Annotated in this window: 18 protein-coding genes; 17 read left to right on the top strand and 1 reads right to left on the bottom strand. The window is 47.9% G+C overall.

Features of this window, described 5'->3' with window-relative positions:
• Nucleotide 1 precedes the first annotated feature (1 nt).
• The 17 genes from murC (at nt 2) to FB479_RS05905 (ending at nt 16,863) form a co-directional block, all read left to right on the top strand.
• Nucleotides 2-1,384: a UDP-N-acetylmuramate--L-alanine ligase gene (gene murC / locus FB479_RS05990; protein ID WP_142063292.1), complete on the top strand. Its 1,383-nt coding sequence runs from the start codon at nt 2-4 to the stop codon at nt 1,382-1,384.
• A gap of 464 nt (nt 1,385-1,848) precedes the next feature.
• Nucleotides 1,849-2,844 carry a ketoacyl-ACP synthase III gene (locus FB479_RS05980; RefSeq protein ID WP_142063289.1) on the top strand — a complete coding sequence of 332 codons (996 nt, stop codon included), beginning with the start codon at nt 1,849-1,851 and terminating at the stop codon, nt 2,842-2,844.
• Between the two features lie 105 nt (nt 2,845-2,949).
• Nucleotides 2,950-3,384, top strand: coding sequence for a prepilin peptidase (locus tag FB479_RS05975; RefSeq protein ID WP_106655866.1), 435 nt, complete (start codon nt 2,950-2,952; stop codon nt 3,382-3,384).
• Nucleotides 3,385-3,501: 117 nt separating this feature from the next.
• Nucleotides 3,502-4,794 (top strand): hypothetical protein, encoded by a 1,293-nt coding sequence (locus FB479_RS05970; RefSeq protein ID WP_142063286.1) that lies wholly within the window; start codon nt 3,502-3,504, stop codon nt 4,792-4,794.
• A 158-nt stretch (nt 4,795-4,952) separates the two neighbouring features.
• Nucleotides 4,953-5,192 (top strand): DUF4321 domain-containing protein, encoded by a 240-nt coding sequence (locus FB479_RS05965; protein ID WP_007726664.1) that lies wholly within the window; start codon nt 4,953-4,955, stop codon nt 5,190-5,192.
• 8 nt (nt 5,193-5,200) lie between these two features.
• The gene (locus tag FB479_RS05960; RefSeq protein WP_106655860.1) at nt 5,201-5,788 is read left to right on the top strand and encodes a Maf family protein; all 588 of its coding nucleotides are present in this window, start codon (nt 5,201-5,203) and stop codon (nt 5,786-5,788) included.
• Nucleotides 5,789-5,889: 101 nt separating this feature from the next.
• Entirely contained in the window at nt 5,890-6,588 is a 699-nt protein-coding gene (gene radC / locus FB479_RS05955) for a RadC family protein (RefSeq protein WP_047072826.1), read from the top strand.
• Nucleotides 6,589-6,744: 156 nt separating this feature from the next.
• On the top strand, nt 6,745-7,788 hold the full coding sequence (locus FB479_RS05950) for a rod shape-determining protein (RefSeq protein WP_016739188.1): 1,044 nt from the start codon (nt 6,745-6,747) through the stop codon (nt 7,786-7,788).
• A 14-nt stretch (nt 7,789-7,802) separates the two neighbouring features.
• The gene (gene mreC, locus FB479_RS05945) at nt 7,803-8,768 is read left to right on the top strand and encodes a rod shape-determining protein MreC (protein ID WP_106656772.1); all 966 of its coding nucleotides are present in this window, start codon (nt 7,803-7,805) and stop codon (nt 8,766-8,768) included.
• Nucleotides 8,768-9,292, top strand: a complete 525-nt coding sequence (mreD, locus tag FB479_RS05940; protein WP_106656771.1) for a rod shape-determining protein MreD — start codon at nt 8,768-8,770, stop codon at nt 9,290-9,292. The genes mreC and mreD overlap by 1 nt, the downstream gene beginning before the upstream one ends.
• Nucleotides 9,293-9,313: 21 nt before the next feature.
• On the top strand, nt 9,314-11,746 hold the full coding sequence (locus FB479_RS05935; RefSeq protein ID WP_142063283.1) for a peptidoglycan D,D-transpeptidase FtsI family protein: 2,433 nt from the start codon (nt 9,314-9,316) through the stop codon (nt 11,744-11,746).
• A 151-nt stretch (nt 11,747-11,897) separates the two neighbouring features.
• Nucleotides 11,898-12,575, top strand: a complete 678-nt coding sequence (gene minC / locus FB479_RS05930; protein WP_106656769.1) for a septum site-determining protein MinC — start codon at nt 11,898-11,900, stop codon at nt 12,573-12,575.
• A gap of 20 nt (nt 12,576-12,595) precedes the next feature.
• Nucleotides 12,596-13,390 carry a septum site-determining protein MinD gene (gene minD / locus FB479_RS05925; RefSeq protein ID WP_048032107.1) on the top strand — a complete coding sequence of 265 codons (795 nt, stop codon included), beginning with the start codon at nt 12,596-12,598 and terminating at the stop codon, nt 13,388-13,390.
• A gap of 57 nt (nt 13,391-13,447) precedes the next feature.
• Entirely contained in the window at nt 13,448-14,578 is a 1,131-nt protein-coding gene (gene rodA, locus FB479_RS05920) for a rod shape-determining protein RodA (protein ID WP_142063280.1), read from the top strand.
• A 310-nt stretch (nt 14,579-14,888) separates the two neighbouring features.
• Complete coding sequence (locus tag FB479_RS05915; RefSeq protein ID WP_005832370.1) at nt 14,889-15,089, top strand: cold-shock protein; 201 nt, start codon at nt 14,889-14,891, stop codon at nt 15,087-15,089.
• Nucleotides 15,090-15,248: 159 nt separating this feature from the next.
• On the top strand, nt 15,249-16,034 hold the full coding sequence (locus FB479_RS05910) for a M23 family metallopeptidase (RefSeq protein ID WP_142063277.1): 786 nt from the start codon (nt 15,249-15,251) through the stop codon (nt 16,032-16,034).
• Complete coding sequence (locus FB479_RS05905) at nt 16,027-16,863, top strand: M50 family metallopeptidase (protein ID WP_106656766.1); 837 nt, start codon at nt 16,027-16,029, stop codon at nt 16,861-16,863. The genes FB479_RS05910 and FB479_RS05905 overlap by 8 nt, the downstream gene beginning before the upstream one ends.
• A gap of 3 nt (nt 16,864-16,866) precedes the next feature.
• Here the strand turns inward: FB479_RS05905 and aac(6')-35 are convergent, their stop codons facing one another.
• Nucleotides 16,867-17,406, bottom strand: a complete 540-nt coding sequence (gene aac(6')-35, locus FB479_RS05900) for an aminoglycoside 6'-N-acetyltransferase AAC(6')-35 (RefSeq protein ID WP_142063274.1) — start codon at nt 17,404-17,406, stop codon at nt 16,867-16,869.
• Nucleotides 17,407-17,504: the final 98 nt, after the last annotated feature.

The following is a 17,504-nucleotide window of genomic DNA, read 5'->3' as shown; positions in this document are numbered from 1 at the left end:
GGTGGATCAGGCCCAACACGTCCACTTTGTGGGCATCGGCGGTTATGGCATGAGTGCCATTGCCCGCGTCTTGATCGACCTTGGATACAAGGTAACCGGCTCCGATGTCGCCATGAACGATTTGGCGAAAAAGCTGGAAGCAAGAGGGGCGGTCATTCATATTGGCCATAATGCTGCCCACGTGGAGGGAGCAGACAGCATCGTATACTCCACCAGTATTTCCAAAGACAATCCTGAGGTGATCGCAGGCCAAGCATTAGGAATTCCGGTCATGCACCGTTCCCAAATGCTTGCTCGCATATTGAATGAACGCACAGGAGTAGCAGTAGCCGGAGCACACGGCAAGACGACCACGACATCGATGATCTCTCACGTGCTGGAAGAGTGTGGTGTAGACCCGACTTTCATCATCGGCGGTGAATTGATGAGTGCTGGTACCAACGCAAAGGCAGGTACCAGTGACTATGTCGTTGCCGAGGCAGACGAGAGTGACGGTTCCTTCTTGGAATACAGACCGATGTATGAAATTGTGACGAGCATCGAACCAGATCATCTGGAGCATTTCGATGGCGACTTCAACAATTTGAAACAGGCGTACGTCCAATTCTTGAGCCATCTAAAACCGGATGGAAAAGCGATCTTGTGCATAGATGATCCACATGTGCGTGAAGTCATGCCATCCGTCGAAAAAACGGTCGTGACGTATGCAGTCGATCCGAACTTCGTGGCACAAGCACAGTTTTCTGCCACTTCGATTGAATGTGGGGATCGTTGCAGCACGTGTCAGATTTATCACAAGGATGAGCGGTTGGGTGAATTGTGTCTCGTAGTCCCAGGCAAGCATAATATTGCAAATGCACTGGCTGCGATCATTGTTTGCCTAGATATTGGCCTTTCCTTTGATAAAATTGCACAGGCACTGTCTACTTTTAGCGGTGCCAAGCGCAGATTTCAAATTATCGGAGATGCACAAGGCATCCTGGTCGTAGACGACTACGCGCATCATCCGACGGAAATTATCGCCACACTAAGTGGGGCAAGGGCATCGGGCCGACGTGTGATCGCTGTGTTTCAGCCACAACGCTATACACGCACGTTTTTCCTCATGGATGAATTCAGCCGTGCCTTTGCAGAAGCAGACGAAGTGATCATCACGGATATCTACTCCCCAGCGGGAGAAGAAAAGATCGAAGGAGTCACCTCCGAAGTGCTGGTGCAAAAAATCCGCACCAACAGCCACCCACGTGCACAGTACATTCCGACGAAGGAACAAATGCAGGAGCATGTCTTCAAAGGATTGCAAGAGGGCGATCTCGTGTTGACAATGGGTGCAGGAGATATTTGGAAATCCGCATATTGGCTGGCTGAAAAGCTAGAAAAATAACGGATAGAGACGTATGAAGACTTGGAACCTACGGGTTTCAAGTCTTTTTATTTTCTACGGGAAAGTTTTGGGTAATACTGCTAAGGATGATCTACTAATGTTTTAAAAGGTATCGATGAACCAACAATGCTGGTGAGAAGAAAAAGCACGGGGCTCGTAGACCTTGACAACGCCTACCCAGTCGGAACTACAAGAAGGGGACCACGCTTGTCGAACACTTCTCCTTTGAGAAACGTCCGCCCGTAGGGTGGCTTTGGCTCGACGGTCCCCTTTTTGTAGTGGAGGCAGCCAATGAATCCCCCTGCTGGCGTGTCAGAGTCGAAGAGAACTGTGCTTTTTCTTCTCCTCCACTATGTTGACTCAAACCAAAATGCCTTTCATAAGATTTTTATTCTAAAAAATTAGTACCAGATACTAATATCTAGTGTTATAATCAGATCATAAAGACGAAAGGTGATGATCGGATGATGACAAATGCAAGCCCCTTCAAGTCACGGATTACCGCCATCGGTACGTATGTGCCGAGTCGCGTTCTTACCAATGCAGATATGGAAAAGCTAGTGGAGACATCGAATGAGTGGATTTTACAACGAACGGGAATTCATGAGCGACGTATGGCAAGGGAAGATGAATTTACCAGCGATCTGGCTATCGCTGCTATCCACGATATGATCGCAAATTATGGGAAGGATGTCCGCGATGTCGATATGATTTTAGTGGCGACCAGTACGCCAGACTATCCATTTCCAAGCGTCGCAAGTAAAATCCAGGCGCATTTTCAAGTCGAGCAGGCGGGTGCGATGGATCTCTCCGCCACCTGTGCAGGATTTACGTATGCGCTCCATACAGCAAATGCGCTCATCAGCTCAGGGTTGCATCGCAAAGTGTTGGTCGTAGGTGCAGAAACGTTAACAAAAGTAACCGACTATACGGATCGTACGACGTGCATCCTGTTTGGTGACGGAGCGGGTGCGGTGCTGGTTGAGCAGGACTCTACAGCTCCAGGTTTTTTGTCCGCCTATTTAGGTTCAAAGGGGGATGGTGGGATTCATGTATACCGATCGGGCTTGTCAACGCATATGGACGGACGAGAATTGAGTGGGAATGGATGCATGGTCCAAAACGGAAGAGAAGTGTACAAGTGGGCAGTAACAACGGTTCCAAAGGGGATGCAGGAGGTAGTGAGCCGGGCGGGCAAAACGCTCGAAGATGTCGACTGGTTTATCCCACACAGTGCCAATTTGCGCATGATCGAATCCATTTGCGAGAAGAGTGAGTTCCCTCTCGAAAAGACATTGTACAGTCTGACACACTACGGCAACACATCAGCGGCTACAATTCCTTTGTCGCTCGCCTTGGGGATCAAAGAAGGCAAAGTAAAGGCAGGGGATACGATCCTGCTGTATGGGTTTGGCGGCGGTCTCGTCCACGCTGGCCTTTTGTTCCCTTGGAATCCGTAAAACATGTTCATAAATTAAGAGGCTGTCCAGACCATTCTGGGCAGTTTTTTTGTCCCAGGACGGAAAGGTATTCTTAAAGACAGTTTTCGACTGGGGGAAGAAGAAATGGCAAACGCTGTGATATTATTCGGGCTCTGCCTTTACCTCTCGTGGGTAGATTTTCATTATAGACGAATACCCAATCGCGCATTAGGTGCAGGGTTTGTACTGATTTCTTTTATGAAATATGTTCTCTCTTCGCCGATGGAATGGCTGATGGCTGGACTCTTTGCGATTCTCTGTTTACTGGTGTTTGGCTGGATCAGCTGGCACAGGCCGCTTGCGCTTGGGATGGGGGATGTGAAGCTGTTCGCTCTAGTCTGTTATGGACTTGGGGTCCGCGATTTTGTAATTGTTCTTACGATTGCGAGCTTGGCAGCTTTGCTCGTTTCTCTCGTTTTGTTGCTGATACGAAAAGTAAGTATGAAATGCGAGGTGCCGTTCGCGCCTTTTGTGACGATTGGATTAGCTGTCATATTGTATATGAGCGAAACCTCTTGAAATGGCAAGGGGAATAGTAGTAGAACCAAATTTAATAGAATCACTAGATAGGAGTCATAACCCGTCCGAGCAAAACGTATGCTAGTACAAAGAGCCTGTGACTAGGAGGGCAAGCGTATGAGCGGACAAAATAAAAATCGTGTGACGGTCAAAATGAACGGAAGGTTCTGGGATGAAAAGCGGGACGACATCTCAAAGGAAGCAAGTAAAAAGCGCACCCCAAAGGATGATACGCCACGCGTTCGCTTTCAAGCTCCTCCCTTACCGTTTACTGACCCGTTGAAGGAAAAGGGCAACGAAGCATGGGAACGCATGATGCAGCTACGTGGAGCTACCGAGAAAGAAACGAAGCCGAACATTGAATTCGATCAGAAGTCAAATGACACCTATGAATCCGATTATTCCTTCGACGATACAGAAGAGAAGGGTTACAGGAGTAGCCTGGGTAGTCGGCTTGCAGCGTTATGGCCAAAGGGGCCCTTTTGGCGCACGACTTTAACAACAGGTGGGGCTGTAGCAATTGGCCTCTTGTTTGGATTTCTTGTGTTGACGGTCTTTTCCCAAAAGGAATTTTCCGAGTCTTACGGAAATGTTCTGAGTGATACAGTGCAGACATTAACTTCGCCGGAAGTTGGCAATGAACAAGCAGTTGTGAAAAATCGCGTAGCAGGTCCCACTTTGCCAGATGACAGTCAGCAAGCGCAAGGTGCATCGACGAATGGTAACGCAGTGAGTCAAACAGAGGTAGCTCTACAACTGCCAGCTGTAAGTATGTACGTTGCACAAGCAGGTGTATTTCAGCCGGATGCATCTCCTCAAACAGCAGTAGAACCACTGGAGAAAGCCGGAATCCCTCATCTGCTTTATAAAGACGCAAGCAAGCAGTACATGTTCGCCGCGGCTGCTCCAACAAGAGATGCTGTGCTAGGTTTTGCCTCCAGTCTGAAAAACAAAGGCATGGATGTATACGTCAAAGAATTTTCCTTTCCTGCTTTTGAGGGGGCTGTCCCTGTCGGAAAAGCTGCCAACGCATCCGCTGATCCTAATATCCGTGCCTTTTTCACCCACGGACTCAAGCTCGTCCAAACACTTTCGGCACAATCAGGGCTGATTATTACGACGGGTCAACTTTCGCCAACGGCAAAAGAAACAGCAGAATTAAAAGAAATTCACCGCCAATTTTTGGAGGAAAGCCGCCGTATGGAAGCAAAGGAAGCCTGGAAGCCATTGCTAGATGGGATGGTAAATGGGGTGAATCAAGCGCTGGCAGCAAGGGACAAAATGGCAGAAGCAAGCGCCGGCAAAAAGGTGGAAAGCGCCGAATCCTATGCGTGGCAAGTACAGGCGGGGGTTCTTGCCTTTTTCGAGAGCTACGCGAGCTGGATTCAAAATGCACGGTCATCCACATAAATGCATGTTTATATGGTCTTCGCAAGGTTTTCTTGCAGGAGGCCTTTTCTTTCTATACAGTAACTACCAGGAGCAATCAGGGATTGTTTCGCTTCTCCCCATTTGCTAAACTTATGTTTGGCAAAAAGAGAATCCCTTATAAAAAGGGAGTTGGGAAAATGGGGAAAGAAACGCTTACTCTCGTGTTTCTGTTGGTGAGTGGACTTTTGTTTGGCAGCATTATCGGGGAGATTTTAAGTCCCTGGCTACCTTTTTTGACCAAGAGCAAAGAGATTACTTGGTCGCCTGCGGCAGATTTAGAAATTTTGAAGTACGAACTGAACTTTCAGGTAAAACTAAATCTAGCCAGTATCGGAGGCTTAGCCCTCGCATTTTGGATACATCGACGAATAAAGTAGGTTGAAAAATGACGAAAAAAAATGTTCCTCTCATTCTGGCTTCATCTTCGCCGCGTCGAAGGGAGCTTCTGCAAACTTTAGGCTTATCATTTACCGTCATCACCAGTGATGTAGATGAGACGACAGCAGGCCATTTATCTGCGAGCGAAGTAGTAGAAGAATTGTCTTTGCGCAAGGCCAAGGAAGTGGCTTCTCGCTTGACGGAAGGCGTCGTTTTAGGATCTGATACGGTAGTCGTTCTTGATGGCCAAATATTGGGCAAGCCTGTTGATGAAATGGACGCATATCGTATGTTGTCCATGCTCCAGGGGCAAGAGCATACCGTTTATAGTGGAGTCGCCTTGATAGATGTGGAGACAGGCCGTGCGGAAGTCTCACATAGTCTGACAGACGTAAGAATTCGAGCTTTAACAGAGCAAGAAATCAAGTCGTACATTGCGACAGGTGAGCCGATGGATAAAGCGGGCTCATACGCCATTCAGGGTATTGGAGCCACGATCGTGGAAGGAATAACCGGAGACTACTTCACTGTTGTTGGTCTTCCGTTAGGCCTGACGTCTGCTCTTTTGACACGTTTTGGGATGCCAATATTGTAAAGTTGTCATGCTTGGAACAAGCGGCGACGGCCATACGCCTCATGAACATCTCCATGTCAGCCGTTTTCGATAATGTGAATATGGCTGGAGGCGGATATAAAATGGCAACAAATACCTGTAACAAAACGCTGTTGAAAAACGTCCCTTACTATGACCGTCCACGTGAACGACTGCTTCGCGAAGGAGCGGTCCATCTGTCTGATACTGAACTTCTTGCCATTTTACTGCGGACAGGCAGGGAACAAGAGACGGCTCATCAGCTGGCTCAGCGCTTGTTAGCCAGGTTTGGAGACCTGCGTGGTTTAGCCCAAGCTTCTCATGCTGAGTTAACAGAGCTAAAAGGAATTGGTCCAGTCAAAGCGATTGAATTGCATGCTGCGTTTGAGCTTGGGCGTAGATTGATGGGAGTGCCTCGAGAGTATAGGGCTTCTATCCGTTTACCACGGGACGTAGCTGATTTGATGTCGCCAGAGCTTGCTCATTTGACACAGGAACATTTTGTCTGTCTCTTTCTGAATACCAAGAACCACGTGATTGGCAAGCAGACGATTTTCGTAGGCAGTCTGGACGCTTCCATCGTACACCCGAGAGAAGTCTTTAAAGAAGCGATCCGTCGTAGCAGCGCATCGGTGATATGCCTACATAACCATCCGAGCGGTGATCCGACACCTAGCAGGGAAGACATCGCGATTACGCACACATTGCGTGACGCTGGTGAACTGGTGGGGATTTCATTGTTGGATCATGTTATTATCGGGGAAGGCAAGTACGTTAGTCTCAAAGAGCAAGGGTACTTGTAACAAGTTTTTCCGTGCAAGATAAATCATCGATACGTTTATGAATTCTTGTGCGCATGAAAACCTTCCACAAAAACGCGGTCGCTCTACCTTGGAGAGGCCTCGATAGAGGTTCTCTTATGCTTGTCATTTGGATTAATATTTGGAAGGAGTTTTTTTATGTTTGGTGGATTTACACGTGACTTGGGGATTGACCTCGGCACTGCCAATACACTTGTTTTTGTGAAGGGTAAAGGAATTGTGGTGCGTGAGCCTTCTGTTGTAGCGATTCGTACCAATAACAATTCCATTGAAGCAGTAGGGAATGCAGCGAAAAGTATGATTGGTCGTACGCCAGGTAATATCGTAGCGGTTCGTCCAATGAAAGACGGGGTTATTGCTGACTTTGATACTACTGCGACGATGATGCGCTATTTCATCAATCAAGCACAAAAAAATCAAGGGCTGTTTACGCGTCGTCCCAACGTAATGGTTTGTGTACCTTCGGGAATTACTGCGGTGGAAAAGCGCGCAGTCGAAGACGCTACGAAGCAGGCTGGGGCGAAGGAAGCCTATACGATTGAAGAGCCGTTTGCAGCAGCGATCGGTGCAGACCTGCCAGTGTGGGAACCGACGGGAAGTATGGTCGTTGACATTGGCGGCGGTACAACAGAAGTCGCAATCATTTCACTCGGGGGGATTGTTACTTCCCGCTCCATTCGTGTAGCAGGAGATGAGATGGACGAGGCGATCATTCAGTATATCAAGCGCCGTTACAACTTGATGATCGGGGAACGGACAGCAGAAACATTGAAGCTGGAGATCGGCTCTGCGATTGCTCCTGATGAAGTCGAGAACGTAGACATTCGCGGTCGTGACCTTGTAACCGGATTGCCAAAAACGCTCTCGGTAAGCAGCACAGAGATTGCGGAAGCATTGGCGGAAACCATTTCTGCTATCGTAGAGTCAGTGAAGGTGACACTCGAAAAAAGCCCGCCTGAACTCGCGGCGGACATCATGGATCGTGGAATTGTACTCACAGGCGGCGGTGCGCTCTTGCGTAACATGGATCGCCTGTTAAGTAAGGAAACGGGTATGCCCGTGCATGTCGCGGAAAACGCACTGGATTGCGTAGCGATTGGAACAGGTCGTGCATTGGAGAACATTCACCTGTTCAAATCCAAGCAAGGCATCACCTCTTCCCGACTAAAACGGGGTAAATAAACGGAGGGTAGGGCATGTCGTTTTTCGGGAATAAGCGGCTTATCATTGTACTTGTAGGCTTGGTCCTGCTTATCTCCGTCGTGGGCTTCACTTCTCGTGAACGGGTTAGCCTGACCTGGCCAGAAATGTTCTTCAAGGATACCTTCAGCGTGGTGCAGGGCTTTTTTTATCGCCCTGCCCAGGCTGTTTCTGGCTTTTTTCAGGAAATTGAAGATGCGTACGGTGTTTATGAAGAAAACAAGGCGCTTAAGGCAAGCTTGGATCAATACGCCCGTCTAAGTGCCGAATTGTACACACTCAAAGCAGATAATCAGCGCCTTCGAGAAATGGTGGGGGCAAAAGATTCACTTAAATCTTACAATCTTCACTTTGCGGAAGTCGTGGCGAGAAACCCTGATACATGGAACAATGTCGTTACCATCGATCAAGGATTAAAAAGTGGCATCAAAAAGGATATGGCTGTCATTACAGCCAAAGGAATGATCGGGCGTGTACAGAGTGTTGCCAACTTTTCAGCTACGGTTGAATTGTTGACGAGCTATGAGCGACGTGACCATATCTCAGCAGATATTTTGACGGAGCAGACAGTCGACGGCAAGCCTGTGTACCGTCCAATTAGTGGTGTCATCGAAGAATACGATCCGCAAGAAAGATTGCTCGTCATGCGCAAAATCCCTTGGGGACAGGCAATTAAAAAAGATCAGCAAGTTATTTCATCAGGTTTGGGAGGCGTTGTTCCTCGCAATTTGCCGATTGGCTATATTGTTCGCGTTGAACCAGATGATTATGGCTTGACTCAAACCGCCTACATCCAGCCGAGCGCTGATTTTTCACAATTGAATGAAGTCATGGTAGTAGAACGAGACTTTACGATCGCTCCCAATGGCGAATTGATCCCGCAACAGCCAACCGGACAGACACAAACACAGAAGCAAACGCCTGTGCCTCCGGCTTCACCTGCTAGCGGGGGTGGTCAGTAATGGCCCGGTTTTTATTGACGTTGGGCGTCGTGGTTATGTTTGTTTTGGAAGGTACTGTGATGCAAGTATTTTCACCTGGTACATGGGGTCTGTCTTGGATGACAGTACCCCGGTTTGCGCTTGTCTGCTGTATCTTTATATCGATGTACCTCGGCAGGCGCGAAGGCTTGTATTATGGGATCGCCTTCGGATTTTTACAAGATGTCCTGTTTGGGCAACTAATTGGAATCTATACCATGTCCATGATGGTGGCCAGCTACTTTGCAGGGATGATCGTTCTTTTGTTCCAGAGAGGATTCGGAATGGTTTTTATTACCAGCTTCCTGATTTTGTTCGGACATGAGTGGCTTTTGTATTCCTTGTTCCGCTTGTTTTCCGCTGCCCCCTTCGATGTTCAATGGATTTTGACACATCAAATTTTGCCTAGTGTGCTGTTTAATCTCGCTTTTGGCTTACTGGTATACTTTCCGATCAAGAATGTATGCAACAAGATTCTGGCGAAAAAGGAAATGCACATGCAGTAAGGGCAAAGGAGAGGAGAGTTCGTGGAAGAAGTCAAAGAACCGAAATCAGACATACCTGTTCGGCTCAATATATTGTTTGTGATTGTATTTTTGTTCTTCGCCGCCATTATTTTACGGCTAGCCTTTGTGCAGCTGGTGGAAGGCGAACAGTATACGCATGAATTGGAAAAGTTCAGTATTCGCGAACTGCCGATTTCCGCTCCTCGTGGCCGTATCTTGGATAAAAATGGCGAGGTGCTCGTTTCGAATAAGCCTGTGTACACCGTTCAATACGTTGAAGAACAAGGGCAGGACATTGATGAAGAGAAAGTTGCAGATCGTCTTGCAAAAATCCTGATTCCCGATGGCGGCAAAATTGGTACGGATAAGGAACTGTTAAAGAAGACGATTGATCTGAGATCAACTTTGCCCGTTGCTTTCAATGCGCAGGAAACAAACGATCTCAAGGCAAAGGTTGCGACGAAGTTAAAAGCCGTTCCGAAACTAGAGACCGTCGATCAGATGTCGGACTTTGAGCTGGTAAAAACCGCCATTTATCTTGGGATGCGCGTTCGTTCTCCCTTTGATGACAAGGAGAGAGCAGACCTTATAAAGAAACTGAATGCTGCCAAGAAGGGTACACCCGCTATTACGGAAGCGAACACTTCGGATTTCGAGCTGTTAAAAATGGCGATAAACGCCAATATGACCCTCACTCTGAAACTGGACAAGGAAGATCGCAATGACCTCGCCAAAAAAGTGAAGGATCAGATCGGAGTTTTGCCTACTCCCGAAGGCTTGGCAGAAAAGTCTGACATGGATTTGCTGCGCTATGCCTCGTTGTTCGACATGGATATCAAACTGCCATTGACAGAGCAGCAACGCCAATTTCAGTGGCACAAGCTCTCGTTGCTGCAGGAGATGCGTTCACCGCAGATGGCCAGCTACATTCCTAGACGAGTCAAGGTCAACATCACGGAGCAGGAAATGTTCCAAATCGAAGAACGACGCACCGAACTGCCGGGAATTAGTGTGGAGCTGGAGCCTGTTCGCCAAATTTTCGAAGATCCGGATGGTTCGGCATTTGGTACTCACTTTCTCGGGTACATCAATGCGATTCGTCCGGAGAGCTTGAAAGAATACCAGGCACAAGGCTACAACGCTATCGACCGTGTCGGTGTAACCGGTCTGGAGAGCTCCTATGAACGTTATTTGCGCGGCAAAAACGGGATTATGGAAGTGCACGTGAACAAAAATTCGGAGACGGTAGAGAAGAAGATGCACCAGGAACCTAAGCCAGGAAATGATCTTGTTTTGGCCATGGACTGGCGCTATCAAAGCAAGGTAGAGGCCATCTTGAAAGAAGAGGTAGAAGCATTCAAGAAGCGCCCGACTACGCCAAAAGAATTTAAGGACGCACACGTATTGGTGATGAATCCGAATACAGGTGAAATATTGGCGATGGCGAGTTATCCGGATTACAATTTGAATCTGTATTACGACCGCAAGAAATTCAACGAGAATTACGCCTCGCTTATTTTGCCGAACGAATCAAACCGCTTCATTTATACGCCATACCCACCTGCTTCTACCTACAAGCCGCTGTCTGTCATGATTGCGCTTCAGGAGGGGCTGACTACACCAAACGAGATCATTTATGACCGAGGCGGTTTGAATGTCGGTAACACGTATAAACGCAACTGGAAGGCAAGTGGTCATGGACCTGTTAACGCTCGTCGTGCCTTGCAGGTATCGAACAATACGTATATGTACGAAATGGCGATTCGCTTAGCAAGAAAAGGGAAAGAAGGCTGGGAGAAGCAGTTTTCTGTCTACGATTACTACAATGCCCAGTTTGGTCTTGGTGTGAAAACAGGTGTGGATTTGCCGAATGAACATACCGGTTGGGAAAACCAGAACCTTTACTACGGGAACTTGGCGGACGTGATGATTGGTCAATACGATCTGTTCACGCCGATGCAGCTGGGCCAATACGTATCAACCATTGCCAATGGAGGATATCGGGTACGCCCACATCTTGTAAAAGAAATTCGCAAAGGAACCACCGACCCGAAAAAACCAGGACAAACGCTCTCGGTTATTGAACCACAAGTGCTCAACCGGGTTGATATCGATCCGAAGCATATACAGGTGGTAAAGGAAGGAATGCGGATGGTTACTCAGCCAGGTGGTACCGTTCAACGATTCAATGGGCTGCCTTTTACGGTTGCAGCCAAGTCTGGTACGGCACAAACGTCGCAGCCAGCGGAAAATGCACTGGTTGTCGGATTTGCGCCTTATGAAAATCCTCAACTTGTTTTCGTCGTCATTGCGCCGAACAGTTTGAGAGACGGTACATCCAGTTCTGATGCTACTGGTCCAATCTCCCGTCGATTGCTCGAAGCTTACAATGAACTGAATCCAGGTGTCCTTACTGGTGGGGTTCCGAAGCCGAATCCACCGTCCTCGAAGTAACCGAAATGGTTGTCCAGGGTAATCAAGCCCAAGAGAATAATGGAGTCAAGCTCTTGTAAAATGCCAGCATCTGACCCGATTCGGCAATTTTTTCACGCAGAGCAGGAAAAATCTTTCTGTATGGCGAATGGTATCGGTCGAGGTGAAACCGGTGACGACTGTGAAAAGCAAGGTCACGATCAAAGGGACTAAAGACGGTCTCGTCTTCTTTATGGATGATACCTGTTCCTTCGACGAACTACTGGCCGATATGCGTGAAAAAATAGAGCATAGCCACCAACAGATTTTGTCGGGGCCACTCATTCGGGTATCTATAAAATTGGGAAAACGATACTGCTCACCCGAGCAACAAGAGCAGTTGACTCAAATTATTCGAACGAAGGGCAACCTGGTGATCCATACAATCGAATCTGATTTGATCACGCGGGAAGAAGCTATGGCTGAACGCCTGAAAACCCATTTTTCCATACAGGTAAATACGGTACGCTCTGGGCAAGTACTGGAGTTTGACGGTGATTTGCTCTTATTGGGAGATGTCAATCCCGGGGGGACGGTTCGCAGTACAGGAAGCATCTACGTGCTGGGGCATCTCAGAGGGTACGCGCACGCAGGTATTTCCGGTGACTCACAGGTAATTATTGCGGCTGCAGTCATGAGTCCTACCCAGTTGCGGATTGCAGATGTGATCAGCAAGCCGGGTGAGGAATGGACGAATAATTCCGGAGGCACAGAATTTGCCTATCTGGAAAATGAGATCATGCTGGTAGCGAAAATGAACTACTTGTCGCGAATCCGCCCTGATTTGGGTGAGAAAAAGCGTGAGGGTTGAGGGAAAGAGGAGGAACGGACGTGGGGATTGGAATTGTCGTAACTTCCGGTAAAGGCGGCGTGGGTAAGACGACCACTTCCGCCAATTTGGGAACGGCGCTCGCATTGTTGGGACAAAAAGTGTGCATGGTAGATACCGATATTGGCTTGCGCAATCTGGATGTAGTCATGGGACTTGAGAACCGAATTATTTATGATCTGGTAGATGTTGCAGAAGGCGCATGCCGACTGCCGCAAGCTCTGATCAAAGACAAGCGGTTTGACAATCTGGCATTGCTCCCGGCTGCTCAGACCAAAGACAAATCAGCAGTAACTCCTGAGCAGATGGAGGAAATCATTACGCAACTGAAGCGGGAATATGATTATGTCATCATCGATTGCCCTGCGGGTATTGAGCAAGGCTTCCGCAATGCAGTGGCAGGGGCTGATCAAGCAATCGTCGTGACTACACCTGAAAAAGCTGCGGTGCGTGATGCTGATAGGATTATTGGACTATTAGAGCGAGAAAAAATCGGAATGCCTAAGCTGGTAATCAATCGCGTTCGCTCCCATATGGTGAAAAATGGCGACATGCTGGATGTAGAAGACATTTTGGATTTGTTAGCCATTGACTTAATTGGTGTAGTGCCGGATGATGATCATATCATTAAATCCGCGAACCAAGGTGAGCCGGCTGTGATGAACCACGAATCACGTGCTTCCATCGCGTATCGGAACGTTGCTCGTCGCCTTTTGGGTGAAGCTGTTCCATTGCAACCATTGGAAGAAAAAGCGGGCGTGTTCCATAAAATGCGTAAATTCTTTGGATTAAAATAGGTAATACATGGCTCCCTTCTTTTATAGAGGGGAGTCACGTTTTCTAGGAGGAAACGGATGGACCTGGAAAAACGTCATTTAAAAACCATTGACTGGACCATCATTTTGATTTTGGCAGGGCTGGGTATCTTCAGCTATCTGGGGATTTCCGGTTCTGCGGCAGGTGTAGATAAGGCGCATCAGCAGGTCCTTTGGTATGTCATCGGCTTTATTGTGCTAGGTGTGACATTGCTATTTGACTATCGTCTATTCCACAACATGGCCTATGTCTTATATGCACTCGGTCTGATTCTTTTGATCGGGGTATTTCAAACGAAGCCCATTAACAATACGACAAGCTGGTATGACCTTGGTCCTGTGTTGTTTCAGCCTTCTGAACCGATGAAGCTGTTCACAATCATTACGGTGGCCCGCTTCTTGTCCAGGAGGGCAAACGATCCGGATCGGTTTTACTATTTTTATAAGCTGATTCCGGTAATGGCCTTGGTTGGTGTACCATTGCTTTTGATTTTGGTTCAGCCCGATTTGGGTACGGCCATGGTCTATACGGGGATGTTGGCCACTATGCTAATCGTTGGTGGTATACGGATGAAGCATGTATTGTATATGGTAGGGCTGGTCGGCAGCTTTTTTGCCGCCATGACACTGTTGTATCAATACAAGCAGGATATCTTTTTCAAGATAATCAAGCCGTATCAATGGGATCGGATTGTCTTTTGGATGAACCCGGATCTTGAACCGATGGGACGAGGGTTCCAGCTCAAGCAAGCATTGATTGCTATCGGCTCAGGGCAACTGTTCGGAAAAGGGATTGATACGCCGACGCAAGCGAGCTTTGGATGGGTGCCGGTAGGAGAAAGTGATTTTATCTTTACCGTCATTGCAGAAAAGCTGGGCTTTGTCGGAGCGGGCTTGCTGATGATTCTGTTTTTCGTTTTAATTTACCGAATGATTCGCATTGCGATGGAGGCAAAAGATCCGTTCGGCTCCTATGTTGTCGCGGGTGTCGTAGGGATGCTTACGTTCCAGATCTTTGAGAACATCGGGATGACGATTCAGTTGATGCCGATTACGGGTATTCCGCTTCCGTTCATTAGCTATGGAGGGAGCTCGCTTGTAACCAACTTTCTGATCATTGGTGTGGTGCTCAATATTGGGATGCGCAAGGACAAGTTGCGTTTTGATTAAAGGAGTAGTTCCAAAAGTCATCTGGTTCTCGCCGCTTTCTCGGTGCTGAATAGATGACTTTTTGAACACTCACGAAATGCGTGACAAATGCAAATACTTATGCTAAAATCATCCTAAGTTAACCATTTTTACAAGTTATAGTGTTTGATTGATTGGTATGGAGTCGTACGTATTGTGAGTGACGTCACCAATTGTCAATCGCAATTCGTATGACTTTTTTTCCTTGACGCAAAAGGCTTATCTGTAAAAAAGAGGTTAACGCTACACTCTTTCGCCTCGTGGGGCGTAATGTTCAGGGAGGTTTTGTTTCATGCAACAAGGTATCGTAAAATGGTTTAACGCAGAAAAAGGATACGGCTTCATCCAAGTAGAGGGTGGCGACGACGTATTCGTACACTACAGCGCAATCCAGTCAGAAGGTTTCAAATCTCTTGACGAAGGTCAAAAGGTTGAGTTCGAAATCGTTCAAGGTAGCCGTGGACCACAAGCTGCTAGCGTAACTAAACTGTAAATTTGACAGATTCAAAGGCAGTCTCTCAATAGGGAGACTGTCTTTTTTGCGTATTTACACCCGATACGCTTGGAGCAGTGGAGAGGGTCAACGGTCGTCATAAAGCAGGTAGACAAGTCATAGGATGATACTAAAGGCTTGGCCTGCGGAGGGATGGACATGTTTGAAAGAGTAGATCGCGTAAAAGAAAGACGGAGGGAGCGTTTGGAACGAATCCGAACACAGTCACGAGACAGCTATACTCCCTACGTCGATGATTGGAAAGATCCCATCGAAGAAACGCCAAACCCATTCAGTTACTCGCCGCGCGAGAACGAAATGATGGACCAGCCACCGTCCCATGAAAAGTGGGGCGTGCAAATTTTAGCATCTGTCTTGTTGATTGGAGCTGCTTATGTTTTGTTTCAAACGACGCTGATCCCTGCCTCTTGGAAAAGCTCCGCGAGGGAAGTCATGACACGGGACTTTAATTTTTCAGGAGTAGCGGACTGGTATGAAGCAAGATTTGGTCCGATCCCGACGATGCTTCCTTCGATACCTGCCACTCCCTCTGCGGTGCCAGCCACGAGCACGACGAAGGACGCAGCTGCTGTGTGGAAGCTTCCCAGCAGCTGGAAAGTCGTAAAATCCTATGATCCAGAGAGCGCAAATGTGATCCTGCATACGGGAATGAACGATCAAATCACGATCGGTGAAGCTGGCTGGGTCGCTTTTGTCGGTGAAAAGCCTGATTATGGGACGACAGTGATTGTTCGTCTAACCAAAGGACGGGAGATATGGCTGGGCAATCTCGATAGTATAGGGGTGACGAAGGACGAGGTACTAACGCCTGGTCAAGTCATCGGAACCGCTCGGGTAATGGATCAGACATCACGTCATCTGTATGTAGGGGCAAAAGTGAATGAGCAATTTGTCAATCCCTTGGAAGTGATTCCGTTTGAATAGGGGAGGCTGGCTCGACATTCGATTTCGCATTCACCTGCTTTTTTGGGCGGTGATCGGCTTGTCCGTGGTGACAGGCCATTTTTTGGAGGTCATTACGTTGTTTGTCATTGTGCTGATCCATGAATTGGGGCATGTAGCGATGGCGCGTGAGCTCGGATGGACCGTAAAGGAAGTGCAGCTTCTGCCTTTTGGTGGAGTAGCGACGATGGAAGACTCGTACGCCACAGACCCAATGGATGAGATTGTCGTGGCACTCGCTGGGCCCTTCTTAAATATGGTGATGATGGCTGCTTCGTACTTGTTTTGGTTTATGGGGATATGGACAGAAGAGTGGGCCCGCTTTTTCTTGGTAAGCAATTTGACGATTGCACTGTTTAACCTGTTGCCGATTTGGCCGTTGGATGGCGGGAGAATCTTGTTGGCCGTTCTATGCTGGTTTATGTCATATAGGCAGGCGACGATGATATCGATGACAGGGAGTACGCTGTTTGCAGGGATCATGGTGGGGATGTCCAGCTTGGAGTTGAAGTACAACGTAGCAGTTATCGGGATTTATTTATTGGTGTTGAACATTCAGGCATTTTTACGGTTTCCTTATCAATTTTTTCGCTTTCTTGTGGAAAAATACGACAGGCAGCAAGAAGAAGCTGCCGTTCAAGCGATACGCGTGCATCCCGAGGAAACGGTACTGGCTGTCTCGCACAAGCTGCGGCGGGGATGCTCCCATCTTTTCTACGTGCAAGGGGCGGGTCTCTTGGCAGAGGAACAGCTTTTGTATGCCCTTCTTTTTGAGCAAAAGCACAACGCCGCAGTGGGCAGGCTCCTTTAGACCTTAGTCAGCAGGAGCGATCCATTCCATCAGCCAGCAATCACGCATGCTTCCTTCGTGCCATTCGTGCAGAGGAAGCTCTTTTACTTTTCGAAAGCCACATTTTTCGTAGCAACGGAGGGCTCGTTCATTCCAGGCTTGCGGGTCAATCGCTACTTTTTGTGCTCGTTTTTCCGTGTGAAGATAGTGGAGGATGGCTTTAACAAGCTGAGTACCGATACCGCGATTCCAGTAAGCAGGTTCTCCGATGAACTGGTCCATGCCGTAAACGACGTCGTCTTTTGCATACCCATACAGTTGTTTTTCCGGGGCATCGAGCGGATAAAATTGCGCATAGCCAATCGGTTTGTCCGCGTACAAGATCAGGCAGCGAGTTTCACCATCTTCTTCCGGGAAAAAGCTTTGCTGCACGAGCTTCTCGTCATGCGGCCGATCACGACCTTCATAATAGGCCAAGACGCGCTCGTCAGAAAGCCATTTGACTAAGTGAGCGGTATCCTTGGGGGATAAGGCTCTTATTTTTAGATCACCAGCATGAATCATGGTTTATCTCCTTTACCTTGACTTGGTAGCTATGTTAGATTACTTCCTATGAGCCCGGTTATCCTTCTTTTGGGCAACGTTTGCACGGGGAATAAGGA

Origin of the sequence: Brevibacillus sp. AG162, assembly GCF_006715575.1 — a bacterium.
In the GTDB taxonomy this organism is placed as follows: domain Bacteria; phylum Bacillota; class Bacilli; order Brevibacillales; family Brevibacillaceae; genus Brevibacillus; species Brevibacillus brevis.
This window is presented reverse-complemented; position numbering and strand designations above follow the sequence as displayed.

Excerpts from the sequence above, each read along its gene's own strand:
- FB479_RS05980 (WP_142063289.1), top strand. The coding sequence starts at position 1,849 with ATGATGACAAATGCAAGCCCCTTCAAGTCACGGATTACCGCCATCGGT.
- FB479_RS05975 (WP_106655866.1), top strand. The coding sequence starts at position 2,950 with ATGGCAAACGCTGTGATATTATTCGGGCTCTGCCTTTACCTCTCGTGG.
- FB479_RS05970 (WP_142063286.1), top strand. The coding sequence starts at position 3,502 with ATGAGCGGACAAAATAAAAATCGTGTGACGGTCAAAATGAACGGAAGG.
- FB479_RS05965 (WP_007726664.1), top strand. The coding sequence starts at position 4,953 with ATGGGGAAAGAAACGCTTACTCTCGTGTTTCTGTTGGTGAGTGGACTT.
- FB479_RS05960 (WP_106655860.1), top strand. The coding sequence starts at position 5,201 with ATGACGAAAAAAAATGTTCCTCTCATTCTGGCTTCATCTTCGCCGCGT.
- radC (WP_047072826.1), top strand. The coding sequence starts at position 5,890 with ATGGCAACAAATACCTGTAACAAAACGCTGTTGAAAAACGTCCCTTAC.
- FB479_RS05950 (WP_016739188.1), top strand. The coding sequence starts at position 6,745 with ATGTTTGGTGGATTTACACGTGACTTGGGGATTGACCTCGGCACTGCC.
- mreC (WP_106656772.1), top strand. The coding sequence starts at position 7,803 with ATGTCGTTTTTCGGGAATAAGCGGCTTATCATTGTACTTGTAGGCTTG.
- mreD (WP_106656771.1), top strand. The coding sequence starts at position 8,768 with ATGGCCCGGTTTTTATTGACGTTGGGCGTCGTGGTTATGTTTGTTTTG.
- rodA (WP_142063280.1), top strand. The coding sequence starts at position 13,448 with ATGGACCTGGAAAAACGTCATTTAAAAACCATTGACTGGACCATCATT.
- FB479_RS05915 (WP_005832370.1), top strand. The coding sequence starts at position 14,889 with ATGCAACAAGGTATCGTAAAATGGTTTAACGCAGAAAAAGGATACGGC.
- FB479_RS05910 (WP_142063277.1), top strand. The coding sequence starts at position 15,249 with ATGTTTGAAAGAGTAGATCGCGTAAAAGAAAGACGGAGGGAGCGTTTG.